This window comes from Acinetobacter sp. YH01019, from assembly GCF_013420285.1.
In the GTDB taxonomy this organism is placed as follows: domain Bacteria; phylum Pseudomonadota; class Gammaproteobacteria; order Pseudomonadales; family Moraxellaceae; genus Acinetobacter; species Acinetobacter gandensis.
In genome coordinates this window covers 1-20,190 of sequence record NZ_VOYM01000066.1, presented here as the reverse complement: position 1 = coordinate 20,190, position 20,190 = coordinate 1, and the positions used below count along the sequence as shown (strand labels likewise).

Sequence of the window (20,190 nt, the reverse complement as noted above, 5' to 3'; positions counted from 1 at the left end):
TTGTTCCATTTTAGATATTTGTTTAAGATAAGATATAGCTCATTGAGATGTGTCATAGTATTCGTCGTTAGAAAACAATTATTGTGACATTATTTCAATGAGTTATCTATTTTTGTCGTGTACAGAGCAAAAATAGTTAATTCACCAATAATATGCTAAGCTCAATTAACAACCAATGCTGATATGGGGAAGTAAAATGGAAAGCACGATTGTAGAACTTTTGCAACCAGTGACTTTAGAAAAAGAAAATTGTAGTCCCCTTGTTTTTGAAACGGGAACTGTACTGAAAGTCGTGATGCAAACTCCTGAAGGCCTATTGGTCAGTAATGATAACAATTTTAACTTTATGATTTCATTGAAAGATAAAAACCAAGTTTGGCGTGAAATTTAATTGATATCTATGCAGCCAGTTATATCACCCCCTACCTACAGTTGATATAACTGGATAAACCCATTAACACCAATTTTTTTTTTTGATTGTTAATGTATCTATCTTAACTATAAACTTCATAAAGCCCCGCTTCTTTCATTTGTTTTGGCTTTTTATTTTTAATAAAAAATATTTTTCCCAATGCTCAATTTTATAGATAGGTTAAATATGTCAAATTTAGACATAGCTATTAACTTGGCTACACAACGTCATGCGGGTCAAAAGGACAAAGCTGGACAAGATTATATTCAACACCCTTTACGTGTGATGAATGCCGTCGATACTCAAGATGCTAAAATTGTGGCCATATTGCATGACATACTTGAAGATACAGAAACGACCGCTCACGAATTAAACTCCTTAGGTTTTGCTACACATATTGTAGACGCGATTCAAGCATTGACGAAACAAGCAGGTGAAACCCGTTTGCAAGCTGCTGAACGCACTGCTCTTAATCCATTAGCAGTAAAAGTCAAACTTGCTGACTTAATAGACAATATGGATGCCTCTCGTTTAACTCAGATAACTGAAAAAGATGTCGATCGCATGGAACAATATAAACTTGTTATGTCTCGATTATTAGCCGCTCAGAATAGCTGATTTAATTAAATACATATTTATATTTCTATCGAGCGAATAATTAATTATTAATATATTTCAATATGTTAAACAAACTAAATTTCTAGATCAATTTAATTAAACTAAAAAACTAGATATCTAAATCTATTAGGCTTTTATATTGTTTACAAATTCTATTTGCAAAATAAGGTTGAATAAATAAATCAAATATCATTTTTCAAGCACCCAATATATTGCATGCTTTTAAATAGATATTCTAGATATTTACTATTGAAACAGTTTCTATTTATCTGTCTATGCACCCTATAAGTAAGACGAACAACAGCTTCACAAACTGAAGTGCCAACTGCTCCCTCCCATTCAGACATGAACGGTATAATGGACATTTCGATATTATTGACCAGCAGTAGTCACAGGTAGAGATAAACCGTTTTCATGAGAGAGGCTATACGACTTCTTATTCTGTTGCGCTTTTCTACATTCTGTATCGGTGGGTTTCATCTGTACTTACCCTATTTAATACTAAAAATAATTGGGTAAATTTTCCCAATAATTACTCACTGAAGACATAAATTGGGGCAAACAGCTTAGGACAGGGTCGGACAATACAGCCAATAAAAAAGCCTTTAAACATTGAGTTTAAAGGCTTTTTTATATTCCGATGGATTACTTCGGAAAGAATTTTGGTGGAGATGGCGGGAGTTGAACCCGCGTCCGCCAGCACTACGCTCGAGAATACTACATGCTTAGATATCGTCTATTGATTTAGCTCTTTGTGACCCGACGAACAGGGTACAAATCGCGATCCTTTAAGATTTAGTATAAGACCCCAAGGCTTGATCTTATACGGACTTGTGTGCGTTCGCTTCAGTCGGGACCCCTAACCACAAGTATTCAGGGATGCGGACAAGCTGCCCTTAGGCAGCTAGAGCGTAAGTTTCGTCGTTTGCGACTAAAATATGCAAATTTGATTTACGAGAGAAAATGCGCTCTCGACATGCATCTATGAGTTTCATCACCAGCGTCGAAGCCAGAAACATCCCCAAAGTAAGAACAATCATAGCATAACTGATAAAAAATACGATGTATTTTCTACACATTTACACTTTTGAATGCGCTTAATTACATAATTGCGCTAATATTTTCATTTTCAAGGCTTAACAAAGAAAAATTATGAGCTTTTTATTAGCGCTCGATCAAGGAACGACCTCTAGCCGTGCCATTATTTTTAATGAACACGGTCAAATTCAAGCGACGGCTCAACGTGAAACCCACATTCGAACACCACATTCAGGTTGGGTCGAGCAAGATGCACAAGAAATTTGGAGTACACAAATTGCTGTTGTGCAACAAGCATTGGCATCTGCACGTATACTTGCCAAAGACATTAAAGCCATAGGTTTAACCAACCAACGTGAAACCACCGTAGTGTGGGACAAACGAAGTGGACAACCCCTTGCCCCTGCAATTGTCTGGCAAGACCGTCGTGCCACTGAATGGTGTAATCAACTGACGCAACAAAACCTAAATGACATCATTCATAGAAAAACTGGTTTACGTATAGACCCATACTTCAGTGCGGGAAAATTGGTCTGGTTACTCGAACACGTTCAGGGTTTACGAGAACTGGCACAGCAAGGTCATGTAGCTTTTGGAACAATTGATAGTTGGTTGGTGTGGAATCTCACCCAAGGTGCGCAACATGTGATTGAAGCCAGTAATGCTTCTCGCACCATGCTAATGAACTTACAGCAGCAAACGTGGGATGAAGAACTTTTAGCATTATTCGATATCCCCTTATCGGTACTCCCAAAAATCATCAGTTCAGATGAATACGTTGCAGATACCGCCACCGGTCTGCTTGGCGCAAATATTCCAATTACTGGCATTTTAGGTGATCAACAATCTGCACTATTTGGTCAATCTTGTTTTGAAGCCGGTACAGCCAAAAATACCTACGGTACAGGCTGTTTCATGTTGTTTAATACCGGCACTAAAGTTCAATATAGTCAAAATAAACTACTCTCGACATTGGCGTGGAAAGCACAAAACCAGACCCATTATGCACTCGAAGGCAGTGTCTTTATGGCGGGTGCAATTGTGCAATGGCTACGTGATGGCTTGGGAATTATTCAAAAAAGCAGTGATGTAGAACGCTTAGCTTGTCAGGTTGAACATACCGATGGCGTGGTATTGGTTCCGGCATTTACAGGTCTAGGTGCGCCGCATTGGGACAGCGATGCACGTGCTCTAATCTGCGGCATGTCGCGTGGGACCAATAAATCCCACATTGCCCGTGCAGCCCTTGAGTCCATCGCCTTTCAAGTTTCGGATGTTCTGACCGCGATGCAATCTGACTTGTCTAGCCCGTTGAAAGAATTACGAGTCGATGGTGGTGCCAGCAGCAATGATGTGTTGATGCAATTCCAGGCCGATATTTTAAATGTACCCGTGCTAAGACCTAAACTGTTAGAGTCAACTGCATGGGGTGCTGCGGCAATAGCAGGGCTAAAAGCTGGTGTCTTTTCAAATCTCAATGAAATTGCTGCGTCATGGCAATTGGAACGTGCATTTGAACCGAAAATGCAAAGCGATCAACGTGAATACCATTTACAGCAATGGCAATCAGCCTTGAAACGGGCACGTTCAGATCTTTAACGACACAAAAATTATTCGTTAAATAAGCATTCGATAAGACAACTGATGCAATAAAAAACCGCTTTAACAAGCGGTTTTTTGGGGGCTTTCTTAGTGCTTCGCAGACACATTTTTAATGCGCATGCCCGCCACCTACGCCCGCTTTAGGTCGTGGGCACAGCCAAATAATCATCGCAGCAAAAATAAATATCCCTGCCAAGACTAAAAACACATGATTGGCTGAAAGTGTTAAGGCTTCTTTATCCACCAAACTAGAAATATAACCTAATGCTGCTTCGGAACTCATCCCTGTATTCACCAAAGTGTTCTGTACTTCAGTGACATGTAAACTACTCACCATTTCACTACGCGCCACTTTGGTGTGATCATCCCAAATGGTAACAGCAATCGATGCGCCAATAGCCCCTGCCATGGTCCGTAAGAAGTTCATTAAACCCGCAGCTGATGCCATGTCTTGTGGCAGTACAGATGCTAAAGCCATATTGGACAAAGGAATAAAGAAAAATGGCACGGCAAAACCTTGTAATATCTGCGGTAAAGCCAAGGCCATAAAGTCTGCATCCGTGGTCCAAAAGGCACGCATGAGCGTCACCCCACCTAGGATGCTTAAACCAAAGCTGGCTAAGGCACGTTGATCATATTTGGTTGCCAATTTTGCCACAATTGGTGACATGGTCAGACTTCCCACGCCCATAGTCGCGGTTAAATAACCAGCCCACGTTGCGGTATAACCCAAGTTAATCTGCAACCACTGCGGAATCAGGACAATACTGCCGAAGAATGCACCAAAGCCAAAGGCTAAAGCCAATACCGAAATGGTAAAACTTCGATATTTAAACAACAAAATATTCACCACAGGATGCCGCTCTGTCAGCTCCCAAATGGTAAAAACAATCAAACCGACAAAGGCTGTGAGTGCTAAGACCACAATAAATGGACTGTTAAACCAATCGCGTTCATGCCCTAAGTCAAGCATCAGCTGTAAAGCACCAATCCACAGCACCAATAACAACAATCCGCCACGATCAATTTTCAATTTCTGTGTTGGGGTTTCAGCTGTTTTGAGCAAGCGCATAGCCGCAATGGCACAACCAATTCCAACGGGAATATTGATAAAGAAAATCCAATGCCACGACATATTGTCACTAATCGTACCGCCTAAAATCGGCCCTAGAATTGGCCCGACTACAGTAGTCATAGCCCACATGCCCATAGCTTGCGATTGCTTTTCAGGTGGGAAAATACGCATTAATAAGGTTTGACTAAGCGGCATAATCGGGCCGCCAAATAAACCTTGCCCAATTCGGCAAAATACCAACATTTCCAAGCTTGTGGATAAACCACACAAAATAGAAAATAGCGTAAAGCCAAACAGACTGATGACGAAGACACGTACAGAGCCAAAACGCGCTGCCAACCAACCAGTTAAAGGTACACAAATGGCTTCTGCAACAGCGTAAGAGGTAATGACCCATGTACCTTGCGAAGCAGACACGGCAAGGCTACCGGTAATATGCGGAACAGAGACATTGGCAATGGTCATGTCCAGCACGACCATAAAGTTGGCCAATGCCAAGACCAAAGCAGCAAGAATCAGGCGACCACCTTTCAGGTCAGTCATTTGCATAGGCTGATTCATAAGCAACTACTTCGATTTTAAATCAATCGTCGCTTCCATTGACAGTCCCACACGTAGCGGATGTTCTGCCAACTCTTTGGGATCCAAACGAATCCGTACAGGTAAGCGCTGAACCACTTTAATCCAGTTACCTGTTGCATTCTGCGCAGGAATCAAAGCAAAAGCTGAACCTGTACCACCCGAAAAACCCGTCACTGTGCCCTTAAATTTGACTTTGTCACCATACAGATCTGACGTAAGCTCAACTTTTTGACCCGGTTTGACACCCGCCAATTGGCTTTCTTTAAAGTTAGCATCCACATAAAGCTGAGTCACAGGTACTACCATTAACAGCGTGGTTCCCGGTGCAATGCGTTGACCAACTTGAATATTGCGACGCGTCACCACCCCATCAAATGGCGCTTTAATTTGGGTACGTTCTAAGTCCAATTGCGCTTGTTGTACGCGTGCTTGTGCAACTAGAACATCTGGCGTTGAATTTTCATTGCTGTCTTGAATCAGTGCATCATTGGCCGCTTTATTGCTTTGCGCAGCCTTTTGACTAGATTTCGCTTGTGCAAGACCTGCCTGCGCGACATCCAAACCAGCTTTTGCGGTATTAACTGCACTTTGCGCGGTACTGAGTTCTTCTTTAGAAATTGCACCAGAAGCCGCCAATTGTTGACGACGTTGCAATTCATCTTGAGCCTTGCCCAAATCTGCCTGTGCTTTAGCCACCTGTGCTTCTGCACTATGTATAGCATCATCACTGACAAAAATTTGCGAGTTTAAAGAGCTGCTGTTGGCTGCAGCTTGCTTATATTGACGTTTGGCTTTGAGCAATTCAGCTTGTGCTTGTGCTAAAGCAATTTCTGCATCACGTGCATCAATGCGAACCAGCACATCACCTTTTTTGACTTGCTGTGTATCACTAACCAACACGTCAGCCACTTGCCCTGTCACCATTGAAGTTACAGATGCAGTTTCAGCACCAACATAGGCATTGTCCGTACTGACTGAATGATTAAAAAATACAGACCAGATCAGATAAATCACCAAAGCAATCACAATCAATATAGCCACGATACCGAGGCCTTTTTTTCTGCGTGCTTTAAGTTCCTGATCGGAAGGTTGATCTGACTGCGTTGTTTCTGGCAGCGTACTTAAGGTATCTGTCATAGATTTATCCTAAATCCAGCGGACTTGGTCATGGCATCATCGCACTCTGACTAATCACAGCGATCAATCAAAGCACCGTTAGACATTACTGTCAGATCATGGTGTCGATGAGAAAGTCTTTCTTCTTTAAATTTCCGGCATTTTAAGGCTAAAAAATCATATTTTGAGAATGGAAAATGTAACTGGTCAGTCTTTTTTTATTGGGCCACAACTTATTTTCATCAATTGCAGCCCAATCTAAACGATCAATTTTATAATTATTATAGATTTAGCTTAACGCATGCTTAAGCCAATCACTTAGTAAGCATATGAAGCTATCGCTGTTGCAATCGCCTTGCCTTCATCGTTCACCATGGTCATGCGCATAGTGCACCCCTTACGCCCTAATCGTAACGTTTCGGCACGAGCTACAAAATACTGCCCACGACCAGGTGCTAAATAGTCCACACGCATGTCGACGGTTGCTAAACGGGATACTTTTTTACTAGTTTCAGCTAAATCTTCAGCTGTGGCCTTTTTATACAATTCAGCCATCGCTGAAATACCACCAATGCTATCAAGTAAGGTCGCAGCAACACCCCCATGTAAAATTTGGAATGCCACATTGCCGATTAAATTACTCGCCATATCGACACGTGCTTCGATTTGACCATCAATTACACTCATCTTCATTGCATTATGGACAAAGAAAGGTGAACTGTTAAAAGCTTGAGCAATGCCTTCTAATAAGGTGTCGATTTCAATATTCGAGTTTAAATCAATATTGCCGGTCCAATTTTTAGTTACATCTGTCATAGCCTACTCGAATTACTGTCATTGAATAAAAAAATGAATCTTGGTGCGCCAAACCGAAATTATGCGTCTACAATAGTTTAAGTTTAATACTGATCAATGAGATTGTTATGACCTATACGTTCAATCGTCCAGCTTTTCCTGCCACTCGCATGCGCCGCATCCGTAAAAATGACCAGCTTCGTGCCATGGTACGTGAGACCCAACTGACGACTGATCACCTCATTTATCCAGTATTTGTTTTGCCAGGCCAAAACCAGACACAAGACATTCCAAGCATGTCAAACGTTCAACGTTTATCTGGCGATCTTTTATTAAAAAAAGCAGAACGTTTACTGGAGTTGGGTGTATCTAAACTCGCACTGTTCCCTGTGACACCTCAAGAGGACAAAAGCTTAACTGCTGAAGCTGCGTGGCGTGAAGATGGCTTAGTCCAAAGTACAATACGCTTACTGAAAAAAGAATTGCCTGAAATGGTGTTAATTAGTGATGGTGCATTAGATCCATATACCACTCATGGTCAAGATGGCATTATTGATGACACAGGTTATGTGTTAAATGATGAAACTGTTGAATGTTTAATTAAACAAGCGTTAAGCCATGCAGACGCTGGTGTCGATGTTATTGCACCGAGTGACATGATGGATGGCCGTATTGGCGCAATTCGCTCTGCACTTGAAGCCAATGGTCACATCTACACCAATATCATGGCGTATTCTGCAAAATATGCATCAAGTTTCTACGGCCCATTCCGTGATGCAGTTGGTTCATCAAGCAACTTAAAAGGCGGCAATAAATACAATTACCAAATGGATATTGGGAACCGTGCTGAAGCTCTGCATGAAATTGCTTTAGATATTCAAGAAGGCGCAGATATGGTGATTGTCAAACCTGGTATGCCATATCTAGACATCGTACGTGAAGTTAAAGATACATTTGGCGTGCCGACTTTTGTTTATCAAGTCAGTGGTGAATATGCCATGCTGGCTGGTGCAATCCAAAATGGTTGGTTATCAGATAGCGTGATTATTGAATCATTGATGAGCTGCCGCCGCGCAGGTGCTGATGGTATCTGGACGTACTTCGCTGAAGAAGCCGCACTCAAACTCAAGGACATGAAATAAAGTCAGAACCAGCCTTCCTGTTTCAAAACAGGGAGGCTTTTTTATTGTTGAGCCTTTTACAGCTGTGAACCATTTTAGTTTTATAAAATTCTTCATTATTGACTCAGCATCATGGATGATGGCTAAGCTATCTTTTTAGCCTTTTTTAAATTCTCTCAAATCAAATCGGTATATCAGCAATGCATATTGCCATTATTGGGGCGGGTGTCAGCGGTTTACTCACCGCATTGGAGTTGGTGGAACGGGGTTGCACCGTAACACTTTTCGATCAACAGCAAACAGGTTCAGCAGCATCATGGGCTGGAGGTGGCATTTTATCGCCAATGTATCCGTGGCGTTATCCGCAGGAAGTGAATGCCCTTGCACGATATGGCAAACAAGGCTACCTCAAATGGAATGAAAAATTAAAACCTGTCACAGGCATTGATTTTGAAATTCATGAAACGGGCATGTTGATCTTTGATGAAGATGATTTTGAAATTGGTTTGGATTATGCACATCAGCATTTAGACCCAATGCAACAGGCTGAATATTTACAGCATGAACAAATTGAGCAAGTTAACTCCTTAGTTTCACCTCAACTTCAACACGCGATCTATTTTCCGCAGCTTGCCAATGTTCGTAATCCACGGCTATTACAATCGTTGAAGTCATATTTACAGCAACATCCTAATGTAATCATTCATGAGCATTGCCCTGTTACTGACTTAAATACACAGCAACAACGATTAGTCGCGATTCGCACTGCAGATGGTCAACAACATTTCGCAGATCAATATGTACTGGCAACTGGTGCTTGGTCAGCAAAATGGAGCGAGCAATTAGAAATCGAGATTCCAGTACAACCTGTTCAAGGACAAATGCTGCTGTTTAAAACTCCAAAAGATTGGCTGTCTACGATGTGTATGAACAAGGTGATGTACCTCATTCCACGGCAGGATGGACACATTGTTTGTGGCTCAAGTATGCGCCAATGTGGTTTTGACACCCAAACCACCAGCGAGACCTTACAGCATATTCAACAAGCGTGCTTTGAAATGGTGCCTGAACTGGCGAAATTCCCGATTATAAAATCATGGGCAGGTTTACGCCCTTCCTCCCCAGAAGGCATTCCTTATATTGGTCAAATGCCACAGTTTGACAATCTATGGGCAAACTTTGGTCATTTTAGAAATGGTTTATGCATGGGACCTGCTTCTGCTCAATTATTGGCGGAACTCATAATGGGTCAAACACCAAGCTTCAATGCAGAAGATTACAGTCCACAGCGACTGTATGAGGATGCGATCGCATTGTATAAATAAAGTTCCTTTCTAAACATTCGAAAACTTAAGCAACGAGAAATAGAGTAAGTAAAATGAGTCATTGCCATAAATTAAAACTGGCAATGACTTATTCCAACAATAAAACTATGTCCCCAGTATGTCCTGAAGCGCTTGTTTTAAAGTTGGAAATTTAAATTCAAAACCTTGCGCTAATAAGGCACTTGCCTTCACAAACTGACCATTAAGTATTAATTGAGCTTGCTCACCAAGCAATATTTTAAAAATAACACTCGGCATATTAAACATTGGTTTTTTATTTAACTGACGTGCAGCAACAATTGAAAAATCTGCTTGTGTGGTACGTTCAGGCGCGACTACGTTATAAACTGCTTGTCGCACATTTACTGTGTTCTCAGTTTGTAAAACAGAAAGATCTGCTTGTTTCATTAAATAGAAAATAGCGCGAATGGCATCCTGTATATGAACCCAAACCAGTGGCTGACGTCCATGACCGATTTTACTGACCAAGTTCATCTGAATCGGTCTAAGCATTTGTGGCAAAATACCCCCACCTGCGGCCAACACTACACCCAAGCGAATAATTTGGGTATTTTGTTCAGGATATAATGCCGTCACATGCTCCCAACGTTGGCATAATTCGGACATAAATATTGCTTGCGCTGGACTTTGTTCATCACAGGCAGATGACCACATTTGGGTTTCATCAATACCGTAATAGCCCACGGCAGAACCAGAAATAATACACTTCGGAAAAATTTTACGTTGATGTAAATATTCATACAGCAATTCCGTAGTATTCACTCTACTCTCTATCAACTGCTGCTTACGCGTTGCTGTCCAACGCCCTTGCCCGATGCTTTCTCCAGCCAAATTAATTACATAATCAATGCGATCATGCTTCATTTCATCAAAACTTTGTACCCAAGTTAAATGAGGCGATTTTGATACCCGTCCAGCCTTACGACTCAGACTAATCACTTTAAAATCTTGTGCTAAAAGTTCTTTAATTAAATGAGTACCAATAAAACCACTACCACCCGTCAGTAGTACAGTTGCTTGATGCATAATCTATTCTTATTCGCTTAGGTAAACGTTATCTATAGAGGATGACAAGCGAATGATCAAGCATTAAGCACCAAACTTTTGCGATGCCATACGCTTGGCAAGTGGACCATAAAACCAATAGGTTAATAAATACAATGGGATAGCCATCAATAAAAACATAATGACAATAATGCTAATAAATTGGGCATTTTGTAGGTACAGCATTAAATTTTGCCAAATTTCAGGATCATTTCGTGAGAAAATCGCCACGCCTAAAACTAAAAAGGCAAAATTATAAAACCAAAAAATTAAGGTAAATCCTAGCGTAAACTTTTTACGTTCAGTTTGATTCGGTGCACGTTTATTTTTTTTAAGGAAGCGAAACAGAATTAAAACCATCGCCACCAAATAAGGGACAACAGTTAATACACCACCAACACCTTGTGGCAATAATGCAGCCAATACACCACAAATACAGGTCATCACAAAACAAATGATAAAAAATATGAAAAAATAGCGAGTTAAAGACACCATTGCGATGACCTAAGAATAAATTTACCCCTATTATAAAAAAAAATCATTTTTTTTTCATTTCTGTGTCAACCAATCCGTAAACGGCTGCGTTATATAGGGTACAAGGTCTGTAGCAACCGATGATTTGGACGGCATCCACAATGTTTCGGTGACCTTTTACTTAAAGCAATAAGCTTCATTTTGAACTTTACTGATGAACAGCAGACATCAATTCAGTTCAAAATAAATTTTTTGACCGGCGATTTCACCATCACTCGAATCGTCGGTCTTTTATTTTCTACTGTCTTTATTTTAACACTTAATTTTATAAGAAAAAAAAACAGCCGATGAATATATCGACTGCGTTTTACGCTTTTATTTTTGGAAATTTATTTTTAACAATTAAGCCGCAATATAACGGTTTCGTCCTTGCTTCTTGGCTTGATAAAGATTTTTATCAACCTCATCAAGGAACTGCATTCGATTATCTCGCTCCGTAGGTATAATGGTTTTCACTCCAATACTTAAAGTTACTAAGTCCGACACTGCTGAAGCTTTATGGGGTAAACGTGCCATTTTAACTGTATCCATAATTTTCTGTGCCATGAGTGCCGCAGATGCTTCATTGGTTTCAGGTAAAATCCAAATAAATTCTTCGCCACCATAACGCGCCACTAAATCACGTGGACGTGAACCACAAGACTCTAGGCTTCTGGCGATTTGACGTAGACAGGCATCACCAATCACATGCCCATTACAATCATTGTATTGTTTGAAATAATCTAAATCCATCAAGATTAAACTTAACGGTTTCTGTACACGAATTGCATTAAGCCATTCGCGTTGATAAATATCATCAAATAAACGACGGTTTGCAATTCCCGTTAGACCATCTTTATACGAATATTCTTCGAGCTGACGTTGCATTTTCTGTAATTGTTCTTCTTGTTTCTTTCGTTCCGAAATATCGAACATGAAGCCAACTAAACAATCAACATCACCATTTGCCTTACGTACCACATGGACTACATCACGAATCCAAGTGTAGCTTCCATCTTCTTTAAGCGCACGATAATCGGCCTCATGGTCAATGCCAGCCATCGATTGCGATACACAAAAATTCACGACATATTCGCGATCATCTTCGTGCATCCGCGTCGCCCAATCTTCCACCGTTTTCCAACTGTTTTGCTTCCACCCCAAAAGCTTTTCAATTTGTGGACCAATATAGCTGAACGTTTTAGTATCCCAATCAATACACCATGGAATGGCTAAAGTAGATTCAAGCAGCGTTTTATACACCATACTACTGGCAAGTTTTTCTTCATCAAACGGATTATTTGGCATACATATGCTCCACGTTTCCCCAAGCAGGTCGAATCAACCTAACTCTCCATACAAGCACTGATATACAGGATACCCACAAAAAATGATATTCCTAGTTCTTGGTATTTTTTAAGCTATTTAAAGATTCAACTATTCTAAAGTGAATACTGATTCGCTTATTTTTATAAAAACAAGTATTTATACCAATGAATCAACTCTGTTATTTTGAAATCCAATCCTCAAATCCTGCTCGGGAAATCAGTTTTTATCAATATGTTTTTGCTTGGACCTTTACTGAAGTCAAAGGGTTACCAATCCAATATTATCAAATTGAAACGCAAGGAATTCACGGTGGCTTATTAGAACCTCCTGCAGCGACACCACCAACGCATTGTGGCACCAATGCCTTTACCTGTAGTTTTGAAGTTGAAGATTTCGACCAAATCGCTGAGAGAATTTTGGCGCAAGGTGGTCAAATTGCCATGGAAAAATTTGCGATAGCTGGACAATGCTGGCAAGGCTATTTTTTAGACCCAGACCACAATACCTTTGGCCTCGTGCAAGTCGATCCAAATGCACAGTAACACAGTTACCGCTTGGTTTAGATTTGGGGCGTTGTAACAGTCGAGAATGACTTAGTTTGACGTATGAATGATTAATCGCCCTCGAAAAAGTGATCATCTGTGATACTTTAGAGCCCAATCAATTTTTTTGATTTTTGGGGGCTTGCATGACTGTTCGTTTTTTTCATACTTCAGATTGGCATTTGGGACAATTTTTCTATAACCATTCGCGTGACTACGAACATGAACAGTTTCTCAATTGGCTGCTTGAACAAATAGCACAAAAACAACCACATGCCCTGCTGATAGCAGGCGATGTTTTTGATGTCATCAATCCCGCTTCCAGAGCACAAAAACAACTCTATCAATTTTTAGCAGATGCACATGATCGCGCGCCACACATGCAAACCCTAATGATCGCGGGTAACCATGACTCGGGTTATCGTATTGAACAGGTTGAGCCATTATTAGAAAAATATCAGGCCAAAGCTGTAGGCGTAGTACATAAGAACGCCCAAGGACAGCTCGACTTAGACCGATTGCTGGTGCCTATTTATGATGAACAAAAAAATATTGTGGCATGGTGCCTAACTTTACCTTTTTTACGTGCTGCAGAGATCACCGGATTTAATGAGCAAACCACAAATAGTCAAAATGCCATTGCCTATGTTCATCAGCAATTAATTGCAGAAGCCAATGCACGCAAAACACCAGATCAGGCTTTAATTTTAATGTCGCATGCTCACATGCAAGGCGGAGAAACCTCAGACTCTGAACGCCCCATTATTATTGGCAATGAAGAAGCACTTTCAACTGCAATGTTTGATGATGTGATTGACTATGTAGCACTTGGACATTTGCATAAACCGCAAAAAGTCGGACAAGCCCATATCCGTTATAGTGGCTCACCGATTCCCCTGTCGTTTAGTGAAATTAGTTATAAACACCAAGTGCTTGAGATCAGTATTGACCCGACTCAAAAGGATGAATCGCGCTTTCAAATGCAATCTTTAGCAATTCCGCGCAGTGTGCAATTGCATCGTATCAAAGGCACCATTGCTGAGGTTTTGGCACAATTATCTGCATTAACCAGCGGTGAAATTGAAGAGATTGACCAACGTGAATATGTCGAGATTGAATATCATACCGACACGCCCCCTGCACCCAATTTACGTCAGCAATTTGAAGATGCTTTAGCGCCAAACCGTTATCGTCTCGTACGGATTAGTCGTCGTTATTTAAATACAGATGTAAATGATTCGAAGCAAGCTGCAATTAACCTTGATCCGCCTACACCAGAACAACTATTTCAAAATCTTTGGGAAAAACAAGGGTACGGTGCTGATGATACCGTAATGAAAGATTTTTTAAGTTTGGTGGATGAAGCACAAAAATCACTTGAAGATGATGCGAACGCTTAAGGAATTGCCATGAAAATTTTATCGATCCGTATAAAAAACTTAGCATCTTTAGCGGGTGAGCATTTTATTGATTTTGAATCTGAGCCATTAGCCAGTGCAGGTTTAGTCGCAATTATTGGCAAAACAGGCGCAGGTAAATCGACCATTTTAGATGCCATGTGTTTGGCATTATTTAATAAAGTCCCACGTTTAAAAGACAGTGATGGCAAACTCATCGATGTAGATGGTTCAGAGCTGCCGACCAACTCACCGCAAACAGTATTACGCCGTGGTACAGGTCAAGGCTTTGCTGAGCTCAGCTTTATTGCTCAAGACCAAAAAGTCTATTCTGCACGTTGGGAAATTAAACGTGCCCGTGAAAACCCAAATGGCAAATTACAAAGCGTACAGCGTTCACTGAAATGCTTAACAGATGACAGTGTCGTTGCGGATAAAACTAAAGCGGTTGAGAGCCAAATTTTACGTATTACCCAGCTCAGTTTTGAGCAATTCACCCGTGCCGTTTTACTGGCTCAGTCAGAAGTGACCGCTTTTTTAAAAGCACGAGATAATGAACGTGGCGAGCTATTGGAATATCTGACCAATTCCAGTATTTTCGGGAAAATTGGTCAATTGGCCTTTGAAAAAACCAAAGAGATTGCTATCCAGCGTAAAGGGTTAGAACAAGCCTGTGGAATAGTTCAAAAAGATATGCTTTCGATTGAAGATTACGCTCAATTGAATACTCAATTTGAAACTGTAAATATTGAATTCCAAACTCTTGACCTAGAACAACAAAAGCTTCAAAAACAACAACAATGGTTTGAGCAAAAGCAAAAGTATGAAACCGAAGCTCAAACACATCAGCAACAGCTGAATATTCAACAGCAACAACTCGATGCGCTTGCACCAGAAAAAGCTCAACTCAGCCAGCTTGAACGCTTTGCTGCGATCCGTACCAGTGTGCAACAACACAAAAGCATTCAGAGCGAAATTGAACAATTAAAAACGCCACTGCAAAAAGCCCAACACGATTTTAATCATGTTGAACAACAATATAACGCTGAAAAATTGGTTTTTGAAAAGATTGAAGCTGAGCAAAAACAGCATACTCAATTTGAAATTCAGCATCAGGATGCTATTAAATTAATCCGTGAACGCATTGCTGAACGTCTAGTTTTAGTGGATCAATTACGCAAAGCCCAAAGTGATTTTAAAGAGATTGAAAATCAACTTAGTCCACATTTAAATCATGAAAATCAACTTAAGCTTCAACTTGAACAACTCAAAAACAATATTGCACAGCATACGGCGCAATTAGAGCATTCAAAGCATTTTACATCTATTGACGATGGCCTCTCCGCGCATCTTGCTCAACTGCAACACTTTATTCAAAGTTATGCAGAATTTGAAAAGACGTATGGCGATGTGCAACAAGCCAATACCCAATGCAAAGCTCAACAAAAACAGCTTGATGAATTAACACTACAGTTTGGCCAAGATGAAGTACTAAATCAAAAAATCACCTCACTTCGAAATGAGCGTGAGCAGTTACTCCAGCAATTAAGTCAGCTCAAAATCATTCAGCCACAATGGCAAAATTTCAAACATATTGATGCAGATCAACGCCAATTAACTGCGTCGTATAACACTTTAACTCAACAAATTTTAGAGCATCAAGCTACCTTCGATCTTGCAGAAAAGCATTATCAGCAACAAAAAACTGCACGTGAACAACTGCAAAAAATCTTGCAACAGCAGCGCTTACTCAATACCGAAAATATTGAAAAGCTCAGATCAGAGCTGATTGATGGTGAAGCATGTTTAGTCTGTGGAAGTACGCATCATCCTTATGCAGAACAAACCAATTTTTCTGATGACTTACTCAAGTTACAAGAACAGCAAGAGCAACAAGCACTGGCGTCTGAAAAGCTTGCATTTGATACCTGTCAGAAACAACAAACAGCGTTAACAGAACTCCGAGCTACTTTAAATGCCAATGAGCAACGCCGTGCAAACCTCAGCCTTCAACAGCAAGCCTTACAAGCTGAACTGGAATCACAGCTTACATCACTGAATATCAACTTCGATTTTTCTGAAGCGCACGATGAACTTACACAGCTTCTTGAAACGCAAAATCTTACGATGCTACAAGTCCAAGAACAGCTTGAAGACACTTTAGCCTCTCATATAAAAGTACAGACACTGCGTCAAACACTGGCAGCTTCTATTCAGCACACCACACAGCATTTATCCAAAGTGCAACAGGCTGAAAATAACATTCAGCATATCCTCAGCCTGCTTAATGATTCAGAAAAGCAAGACTGGCAACAAGCGACATTAAATACAGCAGAACAGATCTATCACGGCTTACAACAACGCCAACAAACGCTAAAAAAATTGAATAATTTGACGGCGCAATACAATCAAGCCCATCAACAATTCGAGCAATGTATACAGCAAGTTAAATTCAGTCAGGAGAAAATCCAATCGGCTAACAAGGCCATTGAAGCACTGAAAATTTCAGGTAAAAAGAATACGGATATTGCGATTCAAGCCATTTTGCATATGACACAAATCACAGTTGAAAAACCACATGAGTGGTTAGCCGAATTTGAGCAAAAAAGTTTGCAACTTAAAAATAAAATTGAACTTGCTCGCCAGCAATTCAATCAAGTGCGCCAATCTTTTGATAACGCACAAAGCTTATTGGACAAATGCCTCACAGAAAATACGCAGCTACACAAGCAGGCTGAGCACAGCAATGTTCAGATTCAACAGTGGCTTGAGCAAAATACAGAGTTTAATCATGCTCTCTTAGAACAACTTAGCATGATTTCACATGAGCAAGAACAGCAGCTCAAACAGCGTATTTCGAAGGTTGAGCGCACGCATGCAGATTTACAGGCAGGCATTAAAACGGTTCAAAATCAGCTCAAAGCGCATTTAACCCATCAACCGAATATTGCATTTGAAGCATTAATACCTACCCTTACAGCACTTGCAGACAACTTGCGAACTTTGGCTGAACAGCGTGATGAAGTAAAACTCAAACTTGAAGTGCATCAGCGTAACGTCGCAAAACAGCAGAAATTTGCAGAGCAAATTCAACAGATCCAATCTGAAGAGCACCGTTGGAATAAAATTTCGAGCTTAATGGGCGATGCAACGGGCAAGAAGTTCCGTGATTTAGCGCAGCAATATAACCTCGATATTTTAATCGAGTATGCCAATCAGCAATTAGCGATGCTTTCTCAGCGTTATACCTTAAAGCGCCTTGAAAACTCATTAAGCCTAGCCATTGTCGATCATGATATGGACGGTGAAACCCGCTCTGTCTCTTCGCTTTCAGGTGGTGAGTCGTTCTTAACGGCCCTTGCTCTCTCATTAGCCATTGCTAACATGGCATCAGGTACGACCAAAATCGAAAGCCTGTTTATTGATGAAGGCTTTGGCACGCTGGATGCCTCAAGTCTGCACATGGTGATGAATGCTCTGGATCAGTTACAAAACCAAGGGCGTAAAGTGGTATTGATCTCACATATTCAAGAAATGCACGAACGAATCCCTGTGCAAATTCAGGTGAATCCTATCGGGGCAGGTGCAAGTCGAATTGAAATCGTAGGTTAAGCTTAAAATAACAGTCCCCCTACCTTTTCTAAGATGAGGGGGCATTACGCAGCATGAGGAAAAATTTTAAAATTACTTTTGCGAATAATCACGCGCGCCAAACAATGCTGTACCTACACGTACCATGGTTGAACCCGCGTTAATCGCATCTTGCATATCGCCTGACATCCCCATACTTAATGTATCCCATTGGTCAGGATTCATGTGTTGTGCTTTAACCTGCTCAAACAACACTTGTGCTTGTTTAAAGGCGTCGATATTTCCTGGTGCAGGGATCACCATCAGTCCACGCAATTGAATATTCGGGAGTTGGCTGATCTGCTTTACCAATTCAGCAACTTCAGCAGGTACACAACCATCCTTACTATCTTGTGCATCTATATTGACTTGCAAACATAGATTTAATGGTTCAGATTGATCTGCTCGTTGACTCGATAAACGCTCAGCAATGATCAGACGATCAACCCCATGCACCCATGCAAATTTCTCAGCCAAATGCTTGGTTTTATTGCGCTGAACATGACCAATAAAATGCCATTCGATGGCTAAATCTGACAATTGTTCAATCTTTTCTAGCGCTTCTTGCAGATAATTTTCCCCAAAAGCACGCTGCCCCGTTTCATACATTTCCCGTAACATTTCAGCAGGATGCGTCTTCGACACAGCAAGCAGAGCCACACTATCACTAGCTCTACCTGCTTGCTTACAAGCCTGAGCCATCTGTTCTAATACCTGATTTCGTGCATCGCGAAGTGTAATCATTGACGAGGTTCTCATTTCATTCATCTTTTTTTGCATTGCCCTGCAACTAACTGTTGGTTAAGCTGTGGGAAAGCCTTATTATTCTATCAAAATAATTAAGATTTAATTTTTATCTCGGGGATTTTATGGACATTACAGAACTATTGGCATTTGCTGCCAAAAATGGCGCGTCGGATTTACATTTATCTTCAGGTATGCCACCGATGATTCGTGTGGATGGTGAAGTACGCCGAATTAACTTACCTTCACTTGAGCATAAAGAAGTTCATAAGTTAGTTTATGACATTATGAATGACAAGCAACGTCGTGACTATGAAGAGAAACTCGAAACCGACTTTTCTTTTGAAGTCCCAGGGGTTGCACGTTTCCGTGTGAACGCATTTAACCAAAACCGCGGTGCTGGTGCTGTATTCCGTACCATTCCTTCGAAAGTTTTAACCATTGAAGATTTAGGCATGGGCCAAATCTTTAAAGATATCTGTGAATATCCTCGTGGTATTGTTTTAGTCACAGGCCCTACCGGTTCGGGTAAATCAACCACGCTTGCAGCGATGGTCGACTACATTAACGACAACCGTTATGACCATATTCTAACAGTCGAAGATCCAATCGAATTTGTACATGAATCTAAAAAATGCTTGGTGAACCAGCGTGAAGTACATCGAGATACTCACGGCTTTAACGAAGCACTGCGTTCTGCACTGCGTGAAGACCCTGACATTATCTTAGTCGGTGAGATGCGTGACCTTGAAACGATTCGCCTAGCCTTAACCGCAGCAGAAACAGGTCACTTGGTATTCGGTACACTGCATACAACCTCTGCAGCAAAAACTATTGACCGTGTAATTGACGTATTCCCTGCCGAAGAAAAAGATATGGTTCGTGCCATGTTGTCTGAATCATTACAAGCGGTTATTTCTCAGACACTGTTAAAGAAAAATGGTGGTGGTCGTGTGGCTGCACATGAAATCATGATCGGTATTCCTGCTATCCGCAACTTGATTCGTGAAAACAAAGTCGCACAAATGTATTCTGCAATCCAGACCGGTGCAAACTATGGTATGACTACGCTAGATCAAAGCCTGAAGAACCTTGTTGCCAAAGGTATTATTAGTACACAGACTGCACGGACTGCAGCGAAGCAACCAGAATCTTTCTTTTGACATCCTCACCTCCCTTAAACGGAGGTGATTCCTACAGCTAGACGCTTATGCCCAAGCGCAAGAATGTTCATGGCACTATTTAAGTCCCTATCGTGAGTGACACCACACTCACATGACCATTCT

General features: G+C 40.9%; 17 protein-coding genes and 1 other RNA gene. 9 read left to right on the top strand and 9 right to left on the bottom strand.

Features of this window, described 5'->3' with window-relative positions:
* The first annotated feature begins 196 nt into the window (after positions 1 to 196).
* Both FTT84_RS13800 and FTT84_RS13795 read left to right on the top strand, forming a co-directional pair.
* A complete protein-coding gene (locus FTT84_RS13800; RefSeq protein WP_067762708.1) occupies positions 197 to 391 on the top strand; it encodes a hypothetical protein in 195 nt (64 codons plus the stop codon).
* A 207-nt stretch (positions 392 to 598) separates the two neighbouring features.
* Complete coding sequence (locus tag FTT84_RS13795) at positions 599 to 1,030, top strand: guanosine-3',5'-bis(diphosphate) 3'-pyrophosphohydrolase (RefSeq protein WP_180081504.1); 432 nt, start codon at positions 599 to 601, stop codon at positions 1,028 to 1,030.
* Between the two features lie 663 nt (positions 1,031 to 1,693).
* On the opposite strand, the gene ssrA is transcribed toward FTT84_RS13795, so the two are convergent.
* Positions 1,694 to 2,053, bottom strand: a transfer-messenger RNA (tmRNA) gene (ssrA, locus tag FTT84_RS13790).
* Positions 2,054 to 2,182: 129 nt separating this feature from the next.
* Between ssrA and glpK the strand changes: the two genes are divergently transcribed.
* Positions 2,183 to 3,667: a glycerol kinase GlpK gene (gene glpK, locus FTT84_RS13785; protein WP_180058435.1), complete on the top strand. Its 1,485-nt coding sequence runs from the start codon at positions 2,183 to 2,185 to the stop codon at positions 3,665 to 3,667.
* A 112-nt stretch (positions 3,668 to 3,779) separates the two neighbouring features.
* Here the strand turns inward: glpK and FTT84_RS13780 are convergent, their stop codons facing one another.
* The 3 genes from FTT84_RS13780 to FTT84_RS13770 all read right to left on the bottom strand — a co-directional run bounded on the left by FTT84_RS13780 (position 3,780) and on the right by FTT84_RS13770 (position 7,259).
* Positions 3,780 to 5,306, bottom strand: coding sequence for a DHA2 family efflux MFS transporter permease subunit (locus tag FTT84_RS13780; RefSeq protein WP_180058436.1), 1,527 nt, complete (start codon positions 5,304 to 5,306; stop codon positions 3,780 to 3,782).
* 6 nt (positions 5,307 to 5,312) lie between these two features.
* Positions 5,313 to 6,464 (bottom strand): efflux RND transporter periplasmic adaptor subunit, encoded by a 1,152-nt coding sequence (locus tag FTT84_RS13775; protein ID WP_180081502.1) that lies wholly within the window; start codon positions 6,462 to 6,464, stop codon positions 5,313 to 5,315.
* 297 nt (positions 6,465 to 6,761) lie between these two features.
* Positions 6,762 to 7,259, bottom strand: coding sequence for a thioesterase family protein (locus tag FTT84_RS13770; protein WP_180081500.1), 498 nt, complete (start codon positions 7,257 to 7,259; stop codon positions 6,762 to 6,764).
* A gap of 107 nt (positions 7,260 to 7,366) precedes the next feature.
* Between FTT84_RS13770 and hemB the strand changes: the two genes are divergently transcribed.
* Together hemB and thiO are read left to right on the top strand one after the other, a co-directional pair.
* Positions 7,367 to 8,380 carry a porphobilinogen synthase gene (gene hemB / locus FTT84_RS13765; RefSeq protein ID WP_180081498.1) on the top strand — a complete coding sequence of 338 codons (1,014 nt, stop codon included), beginning with the start codon at positions 7,367 to 7,369 and terminating at the stop codon, positions 8,378 to 8,380.
* A gap of 179 nt (positions 8,381 to 8,559) precedes the next feature.
* On the top strand, positions 8,560 to 9,684 hold the full coding sequence (gene thiO, locus FTT84_RS13760; RefSeq protein WP_180081496.1) for a glycine oxidase ThiO: 1,125 nt from the start codon (positions 8,560 to 8,562) through the stop codon (positions 9,682 to 9,684).
* A gap of 105 nt (positions 9,685 to 9,789) precedes the next feature.
* Here thiO and FTT84_RS13755 read toward each other — a convergent pair whose 3' ends face one another.
* The 3 genes from FTT84_RS13755 to FTT84_RS13745 form a co-directional block, all read right to left on the bottom strand.
* Positions 9,790 to 10,731 (bottom strand): TIGR01777 family oxidoreductase, encoded by a 942-nt coding sequence (locus FTT84_RS13755; protein ID WP_180058440.1) that lies wholly within the window; start codon positions 10,729 to 10,731, stop codon positions 9,790 to 9,792.
* A gap of 63 nt (positions 10,732 to 10,794) precedes the next feature.
* Positions 10,795 to 11,244, bottom strand: a complete 450-nt coding sequence (locus tag FTT84_RS13750) for an ABZJ_00895 family protein (RefSeq protein ID WP_067766250.1) — start codon at positions 11,242 to 11,244, stop codon at positions 10,795 to 10,797.
* A gap of 381 nt (positions 11,245 to 11,625) precedes the next feature.
* Positions 11,626 to 12,570, bottom strand: coding sequence for a sensor domain-containing diguanylate cyclase (locus FTT84_RS13745; RefSeq protein ID WP_180058441.1), 945 nt, complete (start codon positions 12,568 to 12,570; stop codon positions 11,626 to 11,628).
* 185 nt (positions 12,571 to 12,755) lie between these two features.
* Here FTT84_RS13745 and FTT84_RS13740 point away from each other — a divergent pair, with 185 nt between their 5' ends.
* The 3 genes from FTT84_RS13740 to FTT84_RS13730 all read left to right on the top strand — a co-directional run bounded on the left by FTT84_RS13740 (position 12,756) and on the right by FTT84_RS13730 (position 18,142).
* Positions 12,756 to 13,133, top strand: coding sequence for a VOC family protein (locus FTT84_RS13740; RefSeq protein ID WP_067766244.1), 378 nt, complete (start codon positions 12,756 to 12,758; stop codon positions 13,131 to 13,133).
* A gap of 146 nt (positions 13,134 to 13,279) precedes the next feature.
* A complete protein-coding gene (locus FTT84_RS13735) occupies positions 13,280 to 14,533 on the top strand; it encodes an exonuclease SbcCD subunit D C-terminal domain-containing protein (RefSeq protein WP_373685030.1) in 1,254 nt (417 codons plus the stop codon).
* Between the two features lie 9 nt (positions 14,534 to 14,542).
* A complete protein-coding gene (locus FTT84_RS13730; protein WP_180081494.1) occupies positions 14,543 to 18,142 on the top strand; it encodes an AAA family ATPase in 3,600 nt (1,199 codons plus the stop codon).
* A gap of 72 nt (positions 18,143 to 18,214) precedes the next feature.
* Here the strand turns inward: FTT84_RS13730 and FTT84_RS13725 are convergent, their stop codons facing one another.
* Positions 18,215 to 18,904: a YggS family pyridoxal phosphate-dependent enzyme gene (locus FTT84_RS13725; RefSeq protein ID WP_180058444.1), complete on the bottom strand. Its 690-nt coding sequence runs from the start codon at positions 18,902 to 18,904 to the stop codon at positions 18,215 to 18,217.
* A 125-nt stretch (positions 18,905 to 19,029) separates the two neighbouring features.
* Here FTT84_RS13725 and FTT84_RS13720 point away from each other — a divergent pair, with 125 nt between their 5' ends.
* A complete protein-coding gene (locus tag FTT84_RS13720) occupies positions 19,030 to 20,067 on the top strand; it encodes a type IV pilus twitching motility protein PilT (protein WP_180058445.1) in 1,038 nt (345 codons plus the stop codon).
* A 14-nt stretch (positions 20,068 to 20,081) separates the two neighbouring features.
* On the opposite strand, the gene FTT84_RS13715 is transcribed toward FTT84_RS13720, so the two are convergent.
* Positions 20,082 to 20,190 (bottom strand): zinc ribbon domain-containing protein (locus FTT84_RS13715; RefSeq protein ID WP_180058446.1); only part of this gene is annotated, 109 nt, incomplete at its 5' end.